The sequence below is a fragment of the Candidatus Pelagibacter communis genome (genome assembly GCF_001179845.1).
Taxonomy (GTDB): domain Bacteria; phylum Pseudomonadota; class Alphaproteobacteria; order Pelagibacterales; family Pelagibacteraceae; genus Pelagibacter; species Pelagibacter ubique_Q.
Genome location: NZ_CVSB01000026.1, coordinates 59,296 through 73,555, shown reverse-complemented (window position 1 = coordinate 73,555; position 14,260 = coordinate 59,296). Strand labels below are relative to the sequence as shown.

The 14,260-nt window shown below is 29.4% G+C and carries 17 protein-coding genes; 9 read left to right on the top strand and 8 right to left on the bottom strand.

From position 1 onward, the window contains the following. Positions 1 to 53: 53 nt before the first annotated feature. Genes AMN81_RS01800 through AMN81_RS01785 form a run of 4 tightly spaced genes read left to right on the top strand, consistent with a single transcriptional unit; the run spans position 54 to position 5,160 of the window. The gene (locus AMN81_RS01800; RefSeq protein WP_072090431.1) at positions 54 to 1,310 is read left to right on the top strand and encodes a sarcosine oxidase subunit beta family protein; all 1,257 of its coding nucleotides are present in this window, start codon (positions 54 to 56) and stop codon (positions 1,308 to 1,310) included. Beyond that, the gene (locus tag AMN81_RS01795) at positions 1,311 to 1,580 is read left to right on the top strand and encodes a sarcosine oxidase subunit delta (protein WP_072090430.1); all 270 of its coding nucleotides are present in this window, start codon (positions 1,311 to 1,313) and stop codon (positions 1,578 to 1,580) included. It begins immediately after the preceding gene. Beyond that, positions 1,580 to 4,576, top strand: coding sequence for a sarcosine oxidase subunit alpha family protein (locus tag AMN81_RS01790; protein ID WP_072090429.1), 2,997 nt, complete (start codon positions 1,580 to 1,582; stop codon positions 4,574 to 4,576). Before AMN81_RS01795 ends, AMN81_RS01790 begins: the two co-directional genes overlap by 1 nt. Continuing rightward, on the top strand, positions 4,573 to 5,160 hold the full coding sequence (locus AMN81_RS01785; RefSeq protein ID WP_072090428.1) for an aminomethyltransferase family protein: 588 nt from the start codon (positions 4,573 to 4,575) through the stop codon (positions 5,158 to 5,160). The genes AMN81_RS01790 and AMN81_RS01785 overlap by 4 nt, the downstream gene beginning before the upstream one ends. A 10-nt stretch (positions 5,161 to 5,170) precedes the next feature. Here AMN81_RS01785 and AMN81_RS01780 read toward each other — a convergent pair whose 3' ends face one another. Then, positions 5,171 to 6,019 (bottom strand): DMT family transporter, encoded by an 849-nt coding sequence (locus tag AMN81_RS01780; RefSeq protein ID WP_072090427.1) that lies wholly within the window; start codon positions 6,017 to 6,019, stop codon positions 5,171 to 5,173. A gap of 52 nt (positions 6,020 to 6,071) precedes the next feature. Here AMN81_RS01780 and AMN81_RS01775 point away from each other — a divergent pair, with 52 nt between their 5' ends. Beyond that, entirely contained in the window at positions 6,072 to 6,512 is a 441-nt protein-coding gene (locus AMN81_RS01775; protein WP_072090426.1) for a hypothetical protein, read from the top strand. Here the strand turns inward: AMN81_RS01775 and AMN81_RS01770 are convergent. From AMN81_RS01770 to purE, 6 genes are all read right to left on the bottom strand, one after another. Next, a complete protein-coding gene (locus tag AMN81_RS01770; protein ID WP_072090425.1) occupies positions 6,502 to 6,942 on the bottom strand; it encodes a hypothetical protein in 441 nt (146 codons plus the stop codon). The genes AMN81_RS01775 and AMN81_RS01770 overlap by 11 nt on opposite strands. A 3-nt stretch (positions 6,943 to 6,945) precedes the next feature. Further along, complete coding sequence (locus AMN81_RS01765) at positions 6,946 to 7,692, bottom strand: aspartate/glutamate racemase family protein (RefSeq protein ID WP_072090424.1); 747 nt, start codon at positions 7,690 to 7,692, stop codon at positions 6,946 to 6,948. 141 nt (positions 7,693 to 7,833) lie between these two features. Next, positions 7,834 to 8,040, bottom strand: coding sequence for a cold-shock protein (locus AMN81_RS01760; RefSeq protein WP_008545539.1), 207 nt, complete (start codon positions 8,038 to 8,040; stop codon positions 7,834 to 7,836). Positions 8,041 to 8,157: 117 nt separating this feature from the next. Beyond that, a complete protein-coding gene (locus AMN81_RS01755; protein WP_072090423.1) occupies positions 8,158 to 8,625 on the bottom strand; it encodes a GNAT family N-acetyltransferase in 468 nt (155 codons plus the stop codon). Continuing rightward, on the bottom strand, positions 8,626 to 9,672 hold the full coding sequence (locus AMN81_RS01750) for a 5-(carboxyamino)imidazole ribonucleotide synthase (RefSeq protein WP_072090422.1): 1,047 nt from the start codon (positions 9,670 to 9,672) through the stop codon (positions 8,626 to 8,628). Between the two features lies 1 nt (position 9,673). Next, on the bottom strand, positions 9,674 to 10,165 hold the full coding sequence (gene purE, locus AMN81_RS01745) for a 5-(carboxyamino)imidazole ribonucleotide mutase (RefSeq protein ID WP_072090421.1): 492 nt from the start codon (positions 10,163 to 10,165) through the stop codon (positions 9,674 to 9,676). A 94-nt stretch (positions 10,166 to 10,259) separates the two neighbouring features. Here purE and AMN81_RS01740 point away from each other — a divergent pair, with 94 nt between their 5' ends. From AMN81_RS01740 to AMN81_RS06365, 4 genes are read left to right on the top strand one after another with little or no spacing between them, the layout of a single operon-like run. After that, on the top strand, positions 10,260 to 11,225 hold the full coding sequence (locus AMN81_RS01740; protein WP_072090420.1) for a membrane dipeptidase: 966 nt from the start codon (positions 10,260 to 10,262) through the stop codon (positions 11,223 to 11,225). Positions 11,226 to 11,227: 2 nt separating this feature from the next. Next, on the top strand, positions 11,228 to 12,889 hold the full coding sequence (locus AMN81_RS01735) for a hypothetical protein (protein ID WP_072090419.1): 1,662 nt from the start codon (positions 11,228 to 11,230) through the stop codon (positions 12,887 to 12,889). A 2-nt stretch (positions 12,890 to 12,891) separates the two neighbouring features. Beyond that, the gene (locus tag AMN81_RS01730; RefSeq protein ID WP_072090418.1) at positions 12,892 to 13,503 is read left to right on the top strand and encodes a DUF3726 domain-containing protein; all 612 of its coding nucleotides are present in this window, start codon (positions 12,892 to 12,894) and stop codon (positions 13,501 to 13,503) included. After that, the gene (locus AMN81_RS06365) at positions 13,496 to 13,663 is read left to right on the top strand and encodes a hypothetical protein (RefSeq protein ID WP_179850555.1); all 168 of its coding nucleotides are present in this window, start codon (positions 13,496 to 13,498) and stop codon (positions 13,661 to 13,663) included. Before AMN81_RS01730 ends, AMN81_RS06365 begins: the two co-directional genes overlap by 8 nt. On the opposite strand, the gene AMN81_RS01725 is transcribed toward AMN81_RS06365, so the two are convergent. Then, entirely contained in the window at positions 13,660 to 14,205 is a 546-nt protein-coding gene (locus AMN81_RS01725; protein WP_072090417.1) for a hypothetical protein, read from the bottom strand. The genes AMN81_RS06365 and AMN81_RS01725 overlap by 4 nt on opposite strands. Positions 14,206 to 14,260: the final 55 nt, after the last annotated feature.

Below are 14,260 nucleotides of genomic sequence, written 5' to 3'. Positions count from 1 at the left end.
ATATATATAAAAAAAATAAGCACTATTTATATTCTTTGTTATAAAATTATTTGATGCAGAAGTATTCAATATTTAACTTAGTTAAAAATGCTTTTTCTAATCATCAATATTGGGATTTAGCCTGGAAAGATCCAACACCTAAAGAAGAATATGATGTTGTAATTATAGGTGGTGGTGGTCATGGATTAGCTACCGCATATTACCTTGCCAAAGAGCACAACATTACAAAAGTTGCAATTATCGAGAAAGGTTGGATTGGAGGAGGAAATGTAGGACGTAACACTACAATTATTAGATCCAATTATATGCACGATGAAAATGGATTGTTCAGTGAGTTTGGAATGGATTTATGGAGAAAGATGAGTCAGGATCTGAACTACAATGTAATGTTTTCTCCAAGAGGAATAATTAACCTTGCGCATTCTGATGCACAAATGAATGCATATGCGAGAAGAGGAAATTCGATGAGATTAAATGGAATAGATGCAGTTCTTTTAAATAGAGAGCAAGTTAAAGAAATTATTCCAATGGCTGATTTTTCAGACAACGTAAGATTTCCAATTTTTGGTGGTTTGATGCAACCAAGTGCTGGAACTGCTCGTCATGATGCTGTTGCATGGGGCTATGCACGACAAGCAGACTCTATGGGTGTAGATATAATTCAAAATTGTGAAGTGATTGGTTTTGATGTTAACGCAGGAAAAATAAAAGGTATAAGAACTTCAAGGGGAAATATTAAAGCAAAAAAAGTTGGTATTTGTGTTGCTGGTAGCACAAATATATTAGCTGAAAAATTAAATATGACTTTACCAATTGAAACACATTTACTTCAAGCTTGTGTTTCTGAACCAGTTAAACCAGTTTTAGATAAAGTAGTTACATTTGGTGCCGGTCATTTTTATGTAAGTCAATCAGATAAAGGTGAGATGGTAATGGGAGGTGATCTTGATGGGTATAATAGTTATGCTCAAAGAGGAAATTTACCAACATTACAACACGTTTTAACTGAAGGAATAGCGATGATGCCCTTTTTAAGTAAATTAAAAATGTTGAGAACTTGGGGCGGTATAATGGATATGTCAATGGATGGTTCACCAATTATTGATAAAACACACATTGAAGGATTGTATTTAAATTGTGGATGGTGCTATGGAGGATTTAAAGCCACACCTGCATCAGGATGGACATTTGCACACACAATTGCACAAGATAGAGTTCACGAATTAAATGCTGGTTATAGCTTAAATAGATTTAGTACTGGCCATCTTATTGATGAAAAGGGACTTGGAACAAAAACCTGGATATCGTAAATGCTTTATATAAATTGCCCGCACTGTGGAATGAGGTCTCAAAATGAATTTTCGTATGGTGGTGATGCAAGTGTTAAAAGACCAGAACTTAATAAAGAAGTTTCTGATCAAGAATGGGATAATTTTGTTTACAATAGAAAAAGTTTAAGAGGAAAGCATTTAGAGCTATGGCAACATATTTCTGGATGTAGACAATGGATAAAGGTTGAGAGAGATACCACAACTCATGAAATTTTCAGAACCTTCAAAGCTGATGAGGAAGTTGCTTAATGACTCAAGCTTTTAGAATTGAAAATGGCGGGTTAATAAATAGAGATAAAAAATTATCTTTTAAATTTAATGGAAAAACTTACTTTGGTTATGAAGGTGACACATTAGCTTCAGCTTTATTAGCAAATGGAGTTCATTTAGTAGGAAGAAGTTTTAAATATCACAGACCCAGAGGTTTCTTTGGAGCAGGTGTAGATGAACCTTATGCAGTTGTTCAACTTTACAGAAATGGTGAAACAGAGCCAAATATAAAAGCTACAGAACAGGAGTTGTTTGAGGGTTTAGAGGCTAAAAGTGTTAATTGTTGGCCAAGTGTTAATTTTGACATAGGTGCAATAAATAATTTTCTAAAAATTTTTTTACCAGCAGGTTTTTATTACAAAACTTTTATGTGGCCAAAAAGTTTTTGGTATCGAATTTATGAGCCTTTTATAAGAAAAGCAGCTGGTTTAGGCGTAGCCTCAACTAAACATGATAAAGAAAGGTATGAACATAAATACGAATATTGTGATTTATTAATCGCAGGTTCAGGACCTTCGGGATTGGCAGGTGCGTATGCTGCAGCAAAAAATGGAGCTAAAGTTATTTTAGCAGAAGACAAACCAAGATTTGGTGGATCTTTATTAACAAGCGATGTCAATATTGGTAACCAATCAGGAAAAGATTGGGCTGAGGGAATAATTGCAGAACTTAAAACAATGCCAAATGTTGTTGTAAAAAATAGATCCCAAATTTTTGGATACTATGATCACAACATGCTTGTGATGTCAGAAAAAGTTAGTGATCATTTGCCATCAACTAAAAAATATCATCCTAATAAAAGACTATGGTACATTCGTGCAAAAGAAGTTTTGATTTCCTCTGGATCAATTGAAAGACCAATAGTTTTTGGAAATAATGATACGCCAGGAGTTATGCTTTCTTCAGCTGCTAAAGAATACTTAAAAGTATATGGTGTTTTAGTTGGAAGAAAACCGTTAGTATTTACAAACAATGATAGTGGATACGAAACAGCAATTGAATTTAAAAAATATGGAGTAGATCCAGTTGTTTTAGACTCAAGAAAAAAACCTGAGTCAGAAATAATTGATGAAGCAAAAAATTTAGGAATTAATATTAAAAATTCATATGTTGTGGTTGCAGCACAAGGATATAAAAAAGTAAAATCTGCAGATATTGCAAGTATTTCAGAAGACAAAAAACAACTTGGTAAAATAGAAAATATTCAATGTGATTGTATTTGCGTTTCAGGTTTTTGGACACCAACTATTCATTTAGCTTCACAATCAGGAAATAAAACAAAGTTTAAAGAGGAAATTGATGCATTTGTTCCAGGGCAATCAAAACAAAATGAAATCACTTTAGGTGCAGCTAATGGTGTATTTTCACTGGAGGAAACTTTAAAAACTTCATTTAAAGCAGGAAGTGAATTATCAAAAAAAATTACTGAAAATAATAACGAGATAACTATTCCAAATGTTGTTGAAAAAAAATCTTCTCAACATGATAAGTTTTGGTGTGTCCCATTGCCGAAAGGTAAAAATTATAAAAGATTTTTAGATTTTCAAAATGATGTAGCCGTATCTGATGTAGAAATAGCTTTAAGAGAAGGGTATCGATCAATTGAACATGTTAAAAGATATACCACTCTGGGAATGGCAACAGACCAAGGAAAAACAAGTAATTTAAATGGATTGCAATTAGTATCCGAAATTGAAAATAAAGTTGTTCCTGCAGTAGGTCATACAACTTTTAGACCTCCATATACTCCTGTTTCTATTGGAGCAATAGTAGGAAGAGAGGTTGGAAAACATTCAAAACCAACAAGAAAATCTCCAATGCATTCATGGCATGAAATAAATAATGCAGTTTTTGTTGATGCGGGTGTTTGGTTAAGACCAAGATATTATAAAAGAGGAAATGAAAATTTATTTGAGGCCTCTAAAAGAGAAGCAAAAAATGTGAGAACAAATGTTGGAGTTTGTGACGTAACAACTTTAGGAAAAATTGATGTTAAAGGTCCTGATGCAGCAGAGTTTTTAAATAGAGTTTATACAAATGCATGGTTGAAGCTACCAGTTGGTAAAGCTAGATACGGTGTAATGTTAAGAGAAGATGGAATTGTTATGGATGACGGAACAACTACAAGAATTTCAGAAAATCATTATCATATGACCACTACTACAGCTCAAGCAGCAAACGTTCTTTCTCATTTAGAATATTATTTGCAACTAGTTTGGCCTGAATTAAATGTGAATGTAGTTTCAACTACAGAACAATGGGCTGGAGCAGCTATTGCTGGACCTAAATCTCGAGATTTATTACAAAAATTATTTCCAAATTCTGATGTATCAAATGGAGGCTTGCCTTTTATGGGCTACATGGAGGAAGATTTATTTGGTGTTAAAGCAAGAATATTTAGAATTTCGTTTTCAGGAGAACTTGCTTACGAAGTAAATGTTGAGTCTGATTATGGAAATTTTATGTGGGAAAAAATAATGGAAGTTGGTAAAGAATTTAACATTCAACCATATGGAACAGAAGCATTATCAACTCTTAGAATTGAAATGGGACATGTTGCTGGATCAGAACTTGATGGTAGAACAATTCCATACGATAACGCTTTAGAAGGTCTTGTTAGTAAAAAGAAAGATTTTATTGGAAAAAGATCATTACAACGATCTGCATTTACTGCCGAAGATAGACAAAGAGTAGTAGGGGTAGTTCCATTAGATAAAAAAACAAGTATACCTGAAGGTTCACATTTAGTTAAAGATGATAAAGCACCATTACCAAATCCTAAATTAGGTCATATATCTGCATCATGTTGGAGCGTTGAGTATGACAATCCTTTTTCTTTGGCAATTTTGAAAGATGGAAAAAACATGATTGGTCAAAAGCTTTTTGCGATGTCGCCACTTAAAAATAAAGTAATACCAGTTGAAATAGTTTCATCACATTATGTAGACCCAAAAGGTGAAAGGGTTAGATCATGACATTAATTTCAGCTTTATCAAATGTTTATGAGAAAGGTCAATTTGGAGATTATGAGGGTAAAAATGGAAATGATATACTTAAAATATCTGAAATCAAAAATTTATTAATTGTTCAAATAGTTCAGTACAAAAATTCTTCAATTTCATTTGAGAGTATTGATATTGATGGTTTAAAATTAAATAATGAACCTTTAACCGTAGTATTTAATGAAACTACAAGGATTATGTGGAATGGACCAAAAAATTGGCTTTTAGTTTCAACGAAAAAAGATTTAATAAAAAATGTAGTAGATAAATTTAAAGATACAGATTTTGCTGTAACAGATTTATCTCATTCTAGAGCTATTATTGAAATCGAAGGAAATGATGCAATAGAAGTTTTAAAAAAAGGATGTCCTTTTAATTTTAATACATTGGACAACAATAATTCAATTAACTCAACTTATAATGGAATAGCTTTCACAGTAGATAGGTTAGGTGAAAATCCAAATAAAGTAAGATTATTTGCTCTAAGAAGTTTTGGCGAATCTTTATATCATTCTATCACAGACGCCTCTCTAGAGTTTGGCTTTGAATCTTTATAAACTTAAATTTTCAATCTCTTGTTGCGATATAAACTCCAATAGAAGTAATTAGAAATCCAATTAAATCTAAGCTAGTTAAACTTTCATTTAAGAAAAGCCAGGCCATAAAAGCAGATGTTGCTGGGATTAAAAAAAATATAGAAACAGTTTTGCTTGCTGAGTTATTTTTAATTAAAAACATTAATATTGTAAATGCTCCAAACGATACCAAAAATATTTGATGGCTCATTGCAATAATAAATGTTTGTGAAAAATCAATATACGGATCAACAAATAATATAATTGCTGATAAATGAAATATACATCCACCAATAGCTTGATTCATATTACTTACAGATAGAGGCAAGTTGTTGCTTAATTTTTTTTGCCATAAAGTTGAAAATGTAATTGCTAATAAAGCTATTATAGTTGCTATCAATCCTGCTGCTGGTATTTTTGAACCAACATCAAAACTCAATACAAGTCCTGTCCCAGCAAATCCCAACAAAACACCTATCCATTGTTTTGTAGATACTTTTTCATTTAAGATGGGACCGCTCAATGCATTTGTGAGAATTGGTTGAAGAGTGACAATTAACGCTGCTATTGCTGTAGGCATACCTATTGAAATTGAGTAAAAAACTCCCCCAAGATAAAAACCATGAAATAAGACGCCACTAAAAAAAGATTCAAAAAAATTTCTTTTACTTACAAAAACTTTTTGTTTTGAATAAATAGAAAATAAAAAAAAACCTAAGGCAACTAAAGCAAATCTAAAAGCTAGAGCTGCAAATGGATCACTGTTATCTATAATAGGTTTAGTGGTTATGAATGCGGAAGACCATAGAATTATAAATATAAAAGGAAAAATTTTAATCATTATATTCAATAAACAAATAAATTAAGTAAAATCAAATAAATCAACACCTATAATGAACAAATTAAATATAGATATGAAATATCAAATCACCTATTGTTCAACTATGAGGTTTAGACTATTAAGAATTTTAACAGTTATACTATCTTTTTTCTTTTTGACGGGTTTTGTACCTATTCTTTCAATAGTTGGTCCAAGCGTGACAGCAATTACCTCAGGTAATATCTATAAAGCTAGTGCTCACTTCATTATTAATCAACATATAGAAAAAGAAACTGGAAAAAATTCTTTAACTTTAATTAAAGAAACGTTGGTTAAAGAAGAAATAGAAAATAAAATTCAAAAAAATTCGTTTGATGAAGACTTAAGACAATTAGTTGAAACAAGAATTAAAATGACTAGACAAAAATTAGATAATCAAAATTTACAAAAATTAATTAAAAAACGAATAGAAGTTACTAGATCATTACTCTATATAAATAATACTACTCAATAATATTTAGATATATCAAATTTTCTTGATCAGTTTCTTTGCACCACATTTCATAGCTTTCACAAACTCTCCACAAGTGATCAAAAGCTCTCTGTGAAATTTCTAGTGGAAAATGACTCTTAGTATAATAAAGCTTTGGTATCTTCATTAAAAATTTAACCATGGAATCTTTTTGAAGTTCTAAAAGTCTTAAAGTTTCTTCATTAATTTTTTTTTTAGTTATTTGGTCAATAAATTTATTATTCTTAAGTTCTAAAAACCATTTATCATGAAATTCTCCAGAACATAAAATGTCATATTCTTTAGTAGTCATAAAAATTTCAAAAGCTTGTATATTATTGATTTCAGGATTTTGTTTTTTAATTTCTATTATATTTGAATAAACAAACTCAGCAGCTCTCAACACATATGGCTTTTCAGTCTTGTTAGACATAAACTAATTTTTATGCTTAACCATAGCTGAATTAGCCAAAATTAAGTTAGGATCTAAGAAAACTTTTGAGGATTTAACATTTTTAAATGATTTAAATGCAAAAATCGCAATAGGGAGCTCTGTACAACCTAAAATAATTTTTTTACATTTCATTTTAATTAAGGAGTCAATTGCAGGTTTAATTGCTTTTGCTGCTGACTTTACATTACCCATTTTTACTAATTTAATTGCTTTATTAACAGAAAATTTTTGTATTTTTTGAGATGGCTCTATTAATTGATAATCTTTTTCAAAAAATTTTTTATAAACTCTAGTTTTAAGAGTGCCCTCAGTTGCTAATAGACCAACTTTGGAGTTTTTCTTACATTTTTTTTTTGTAAATTTGAAAACCTCTTTCGGCATGTTGATTATTGGAATATTGATTTTATTTTGTAAATCATCGAACCAATAATGCGCCGTATTGCAAGGTATTACTATAAATTTACATTTATTCTTTTCTAGAAGTTTACAACCTTTAAGCAAACTCTTTAAAACTTTATTATATTTTGCTCTACTTGTTTTATTTGTAGATTTGTTTGAAAGATTTTTAGTTTGAGAGCCTATAGACTCAGGTCTGCCAGGAATATTTGATTTATTATAAAGTAAAAATAATGGATACTCTTGATCAATTTTTCCTCTATTCAGAACCGCAAGCTTGTTACAAAAATCAAGTCCAGCTTGAGTTCCCATTCCACCTAAAATTCCAATCATAATTTTGATTAATTTATTAATTTTTTTACTTTATTCTATAATTAATAATTGTGTTTAAAGGTTGTTATTAAATAAGGTATTGGCTGAATTATAAATTAATTAAATTTAAATAAATTTTTCAGCCAATAGGAAGTTGTGAAATTATGCAGTTTTTAAGTTAACTGCTGAAGGACCTTTAGGACCATCTTCAACATCGAAAGTCAAAGCTTGACCCTCATCTAAACCGTTCATACCAGCATCTCTTACCGCTGAAACATGTACAAACACATCTTTTTCTTTATCTTCTCTTTCAATAAAACCAAAACCTTTGGTTGGATTGAACCACTTTACTTTACCTTGTAGACTCATATTTTTCTTCTTACTTTTTGTTATGTTTAATTATTACTTATAATTAAGTAATATTGGCTTTCTTTAGATTTTATTGGGTTTTGTCAACAAAATAGATAAACAATTAAAAAATAATTTTTATCTATCATCAATAAGCTTAGTTAAATAAACAGAATTGATGTCTTCTTTATAGTGTGCAAATGGCTCGCATACTGTAAAACCAGTTTTTTTGAAAAGTTTTCTTGCTGGTATAAAAAAATCACCCGCTCCTGTTTCGATACTTAATCTTTTTATTTTAAGCTTTTTAGCTTCTTTAATTAAATGATTGATTACATTAATTCCTTGGCCTTGCTTTCTAAAATTGTCGTGAATTCTTATTGACTTAAATTCCCCATGTTCTTTATCTAAAAATTTTAAAGCACCACAACCGATTAGTTTTTCATCATCCCACAAGCTCCAAAATTTAATTGATGGCACTTTTAAACCTGGAATATCTAGGACGTGAGCACTTCCTTCCGGTGAAGCGGCTCTAAGCTCAACAAAATGTTTAGTTAGAAGTTCATTAACTTCTGGATTATCAAAATTACCTTCTATTGATTTTAACATTTATACTAAAGTTGTGATATGACCCATTTTTCTTTTTTCTTTTATATCTTTTTTTAAATAATCAAAGAAAAATTCATTATCACTAAACTTTTGCATGTTTCTATAATGAGTAATTTGATCACCAAGCAAATTCATCATTTTAGCATTAGATATTTTTTTTAAAGGGATTTGTTCTAAACCACATACAGCTCTAATATGATTTTCAAATTGACTCACATTAAAAGCATTTATTGTTAGATGTCCTGAATTATGTACTCTTGGAGCAATCTCATTAACATAAAGATTATCATTTCTATCAATAAAAAATTCTACACACAAAGTTCCAACATATTTTAGTTCTTCAGCTATTAGCATTGCCCAATCTTTAGATTGATTAAAAATTTTTTCATTAATTTCAGCAGGTATTTTTGAATATTTTAAAATTTGATCTTCGTGAGTGTTTTCTATTGGTTCATAAATTTCATATTTATTATTACTAAACCTTGTGATTATAATTGAAATCTCTTTTTTTAATTTCACAAGTTTTTCAAGAATATATCCTTTTGAAAAATCAATATTCAATGAATTAAGTTCATCACCTGATTTAATTGGATATTGACCTTTGCCATCATAACCAAGTGTTGTTGTTTTTAATATTCCTGGTAAAAAATCTTCTAAAGCATCTATGTCAGATTTTTTTTCAATCGAAACATATCTTGTTGTTCTAATATTTAACTTATTAACAAAATCTTTTTCAGCCAATCGATGTTGAATTAATCTGTTAACGGAAGGCTTTGGCAAAACAGGTTTAAATTTGTTTATTTCATTTAATGTTTCGAATGGAATATTTTCAAATTCATAAGTTACTAAATCAACTTGATTTATAAATTCTGATATTTTTTCTTTATTATCATAACTGCCTATAACAAATTGATTGCAAAAGTTTTGTGCTGGCGCATCTATGTCATCACAAAAAACAACAGTTTTAACATTTAATTTTTTAGCCGCTATTGCAAGCATACTTCCAAGTTGACCACCCCCAATGATACCAAGAGTAATTTCTGACATTTTATTTTGGAGATTTCTTTACAGATTTAGTTTGTGATGCTCTAAAATTTTTAAGTTTTTTTCGAACATTTGAATTATTATTAGCAATTATTGCTGCAGCTAATAAAGCAGCATTAATGGCGCCATCTTCTCCTATAGCAAGCGTTCCCACAGGAATTCCTTTAGGCATTTGTGCAATTGATAACAAACTATCTAAACCTTTAAGTTTTTTACTTTCAACAGGAACACCAAGTACTGGTACATGTGTAAGTGCTGATATCATGCCTGGAAGATGAGCAGATCCTCCAGCACCTGCAATTATTACTCCTATATTATTTTGTTCAACTTTTGCAGCATATTCATACATTCTTTGTGGTGTTCTGTGAGCAGATATAATTTTTGTTTCAAATGAAACTCCAATTTTTTTTAGGGTTTTTTCGGCTAGTTTCATTACTTTATAGTCAGATTGACTTCCCATTATGATTGAAACTTTTAATTTACTATTTTTTTTCATGAAAATTGATCAATCTGTTTATTTCAAAATTAACTTAAAATTTCAATAAAATTAATAGTATTTAAAATGCATATTGATTAGAGTTAAGCATACTATGAATTATAAAATTGATAATCTTCAATATTGTAATTGGTCTAGGAAAATCTTTGAGATCAATAGATCTGCTGGATTAGACGCTGTCCATGTTACCATTGTCTACCATGAAGATTTCGATGAATTACAGCTTGAAATTAAAAAATGGGAAAAATTATTTCATGAAAATTCGGATTTAATTTTTCTTGGTAAGAATTTCCAAGATATTGATAAAGCTAATAAAGAAAATAAAACTGCAATATTTTTTGGTTTTCAAAACTGTTCACCAATTGAAGATGACATAAATCTTGTAGAAAAGGTTCATGAATTAGGATGTAGATTTATGCAACTTACTTATAATAACCAATCTTTGCTAGCAACAGGCTGTTATGAAAAAGTAGATAGTGGAGTTACAAATTTTGGACGTGAAGTTATAAGAGAAATGAATAGAGTTGGTCTTGTGGTTGACATGTCACATTCTGCAGAAAAAAGTACTATAGACGCAATTGAGTTTAGTGAAAAACCAATTGCAATTACTCATGCCAATCCTTCTTTTTGGCATCCAGCTAAAAGAAACAAATCCTCAGATTTATTAAAAATTTTGAGTGATAGTGGTGGTATGTTGGGTTTGTCATTATACCCTCATCACTTAAAAGATAATACAAATTGTACTCTAGATAGTTTTTGTGAAATGGTTGCAAAAACTGCTGAAATAATGGATGTAAAAAAAATAGGAATAGGATCAGATCTTTGTTTAGATCATCCAGATACTGTTGTTGAATGGATGAGAAATGGTTCTTGGTCTAAAAGTAAAAATTATGGTGAGGGTTCGAAAAATAAACCAGGTTTTCCAAAACAACCTGATTGGTTTCTTGATGCAAGAGGGTTCTCAAATATTGAAAAAGGTCTTAAAAAAGCAGGTTTTTCAGATACCGAGACACATGGAATACTTGGAAATAACTGGTACAATTTTTATAAATCGATTTAATTATGAAAGTTGAATTAAGAGACCCAAACACGATAATGAAATTATCAAGGCTAGGATCTTTTCATCAATCAAAATTATCTTTTTTAAGAAGTTTTCTTAATGAATTTAAAGAGTGGGAATATAAAAGAGATTTATTTAATTTAAATGAAAATGGTTTTGGAGAAGCTGTTTATTCATTTAAAAAAAATAAAAGAGTTTATTCTTTAGTTTGTTTTGCAAATGAAATCAAAGATGAAGAAAGATCAGACAGAGTTATTGCTACAAAATGGGATGCAGCTTTTACATTACATGATGGTGTTCCTACAAAAAAAGACATTGAAAGATTAAAAAATGAAGTTCCAAAACAAGAAGTTGGTAGGCTTTCTTACAAAGAATTAACCTTATCAAGAGCAAACAAATCAGTAAGAATTTATAATCACGTAGTTGAAAGTTTGAGCAAAGGTCAGCAACCAGATTTAAACTTATTATCAAAAGTAGGCTATTTATATAGGACTACAGCAGTATATGGCTCGGGTAAATTTGGTCTTGCAGATCGATTTAGAATTAAAAATCGTGAAGAAATTAATGGTCCATTTAGATTAGAAATGATGTTGGTATATTTGGTAAGACAATTTACTTTTGATCAAGTTAATCATGTTGCTTATCACAAAAATCCAAAAACAGCCGTTAAGCTAGATGATAATATTTGTAAAAACTTGGGAATAGGTAATTCTACAGGCTTGGGCATGGCTCCATTTATAGTCAATCACCCAACTCTATTAAATAATTGGATTTTAAGTAGAGAAAAAGCACTTAAGAAAATTAGAGAAATCAAAGATGTAGAAAGTCAAGATAGTGATTTGTTTATAGATTGTGTAAAAAAATCTTTAAAAAATATTACAAGCTGGAATACTGATAGTGAATATCAGCAAACAAAAATCACATCATTACTAAAAGATGTTGAAAAATTTTTAAACTTTATAAATAAAGATTTTAATTTTGAGATCGAATATCCTTTTAACAAAATCTATCAATGGTTAGAGGACAATACTTGCGAGGAATGTATTGAATACATTGTTTCAATAATGATGGAACCTTATAATAATATTGTAAATCCTTTAGTAAAAGAAATGAGCTCAGATGAAGAAAAATATTTTAATATTCCAACTCATAGAAAAGTTGAAGAATTGCGTAATATCATTGAAGCAAAGTATCCAAACATTTTAGATATTAATTTTGAAGAAAAAGAAAATAATAAAAACTTTTGGTTTATTTCAAAAAATAAAGAGGAACCTAGATTAGCTGATCGTTTTGAGGAGCATGGATCAGAATTAGAACAGCCATTAGCAATAGCAAGAGATATAAAAAAACTTTATGATAAATTATTAGTCTCAAAAAATAGTTTAACTATTGCTGAATTTTTAACATCAAATTCTGAGCTAAGACATGTTGTTAGAAGAGCATTCATTGTAGAAAAATTTCCTTATTCAGAAATACAAGATAATACAATTGGTAAAGATTTAATGCCAATTGATATGCTAAGATTAAAATTATCTTTTTTTGGGGCATTAAAATTTGATCCACGATCTGACAAATGGTTAAGAATTTGTATGTTCCAAGGAGCTCCACTTCCAAATGAGTTAAAAAGTTATGATGAGCAGTGGGTATATAAAACCAATATTTAATAATGAAATCACTGAGTGAAATTGAAACTACTGTTAAAAGAGCTTCAAAGGCAGCAGGATATTCTTGGGGAGTTTCCGAGGAAACGGGAAAAAGTATAAGATTGTTAGAGCTATTTAGTTTACCGGGTATTAAGCACCTTAATGAATATTTTAATCAAAAAAATAAAAGTAAATTTGAAAATTTAAATTTAATTAGTGAAAATAACTCTTCATCGAATAATCCTTACTGTCCAATTACTTTAGGTGTAAGTTTTTTAGATCAAATAAATGTTTTAGAAAATTTAAAAAAAATTGAGTTTAAAAATGTTGCTTATCCAATAATTTTTATTTCCTTCATAAGTCGTTCATCAGAAATTATTGGAAAAAAAATTAATGTAAAAATAGATGAAAAAAAAATGCTACTAAATCTAAATGTAAATATTTTTTCAAATTTTATTGATCAAGAATTTCCTAAGATAGCCAATGAAGTTGAGGTTAGTATACTTGAAAATGAAGATAGCTTTACAGACAATGAATGGAATAATTTATACAAATTATCCGAAGAAACTTTTGTAGAAGAGAGTGACAGTTTAAAAGAAGGTGCAGCAGGTGCTGGTTTGACAGATAATGATTGATAAAATTGATGAAATAAATTTAAAGGTAGATACTGAAGAATTAAACAATATTTGTGATGAATGTAAAGAAGAAGACGAGAGCGTTACTCAAAATTTAATTCTTACTGGGTTTAAATTGTGTAAATCTTGTAGAGTATCTAAGACTATATTTCCACTTTAACTGATTTGACTTACTGGAAGCATATTCATTCTACTCATCACAAATGAGATAGATAAAAATGCAATAATTAAAAAAGATAAAAGTACAATCCCAAAAGATTTAAAATTAGATTTTAAACTCAATATTTGTTTAGTTGAAATTATTAAACCTGCAAAAATCCAAAACTGTGTAAGAAAAATTATTGGTATCATTAAATCTGGAGTAACTGCAAAAAATCTTAATAATCCAGGGGCATGTGCAAATCCAACAGCTGTTAAAACTTTTTTGAACGCAACTTTAGTTTGTTTGTCAGGAAATAGTTTAACTCCAATTACAAAAATAAAGATCGCCCATATTAGCCAAGTAACTATCGCAGTTAGACCAGACATTGCAATAGCCGTTTTAATAATGGTATTAGCTGCTACAGCTCCAGCGATACCATCTAGGATCATTATAATACCAGCAAAGTATATTGAAGCTTCGCCAAAATTTTTGTTATCTGAATAAAGAGTTTTATCTAATTTTATTGACTTGAAAATTATATTTAAAAATTCACCAAACATTAATTTTTTTTATTTTTATTTTTTTGAGCTTTATAAGAAACAATCAATGGAAATA

Coding starts and splice junctions, on each gene's coding strand:
- AMN81_RS01765 (WP_072090424.1), bottom strand. CDS start 7,692: ATGATTGGAATTTTAGGTGGAATGGGAACTCAAGCTGGACTTGATTTT.
- AMN81_RS01790 (WP_072090429.1), top strand. CDS start 1,580: ATGACTCAAGCTTTTAGAATTGAAAATGGCGGGTTAATAAATAGAGAT.
- AMN81_RS01735 (WP_072090419.1), top strand. CDS start 11,228: ATGAAAGTTGAATTAAGAGACCCAAACACGATAATGAAATTATCAAGG.
- AMN81_RS01730 (WP_072090418.1), top strand. CDS start 12,892: ATGAAATCACTGAGTGAAATTGAAACTACTGTTAAAAGAGCTTCAAAG.
- AMN81_RS01800 (WP_072090431.1), top strand. CDS start 54: ATGCAGAAGTATTCAATATTTAACTTAGTTAAAAATGCTTTTTCTAAT.
- AMN81_RS01725 (WP_072090417.1), bottom strand. CDS start 14,205: ATGTTTGGTGAATTTTTAAATATAATTTTCAAGTCAATAAAATTAGAT.
- purE (WP_072090421.1), bottom strand. CDS start 10,165: ATGAAAAAAAATAGTAAATTAAAAGTTTCAATCATAATGGGAAGTCAA.
- AMN81_RS01770 (WP_072090425.1), bottom strand. CDS start 6,942: ATGTCTAACAAGACTGAAAAGCCATATGTGTTGAGAGCTGCTGAGTTT.
- AMN81_RS06365 (WP_179850555.1), top strand. CDS start 13,496: ATGATTGATAAAATTGATGAAATAAATTTAAAGGTAGATACTGAAGAA.
- AMN81_RS01755 (WP_072090423.1), bottom strand. CDS start 8,625: ATGTTAAAATCAATAGAAGGTAATTTTGATAATCCAGAAGTTAATGAA.
- AMN81_RS01760 (WP_008545539.1), bottom strand. CDS start 8,040: ATGAGTCTACAAGGTAAAGTAAAGTGGTTCAATCCAACCAAAGGTTTT.
- AMN81_RS01785 (WP_072090428.1), top strand. CDS start 4,573: ATGACATTAATTTCAGCTTTATCAAATGTTTATGAGAAAGGTCAATTT.
- AMN81_RS01795 (WP_072090430.1), top strand. CDS start 1,311: ATGCTTTATATAAATTGCCCGCACTGTGGAATGAGGTCTCAAAATGAA.
- AMN81_RS01750 (WP_072090422.1), bottom strand. CDS start 9,672: ATGTCAGAAATTACTCTTGGTATCATTGGGGGTGGTCAACTTGGAAGT.
- AMN81_RS01740 (WP_072090420.1), top strand. CDS start 10,260: ATGAATTATAAAATTGATAATCTTCAATATTGTAATTGGTCTAGGAAA.
- AMN81_RS01775 (WP_072090426.1), top strand. CDS start 6,072: ATGAACAAATTAAATATAGATATGAAATATCAAATCACCTATTGTTCA.
- AMN81_RS01780 (WP_072090427.1), bottom strand. CDS start 6,019: ATGATTAAAATTTTTCCTTTTATATTTATAATTCTATGGTCTTCCGCA.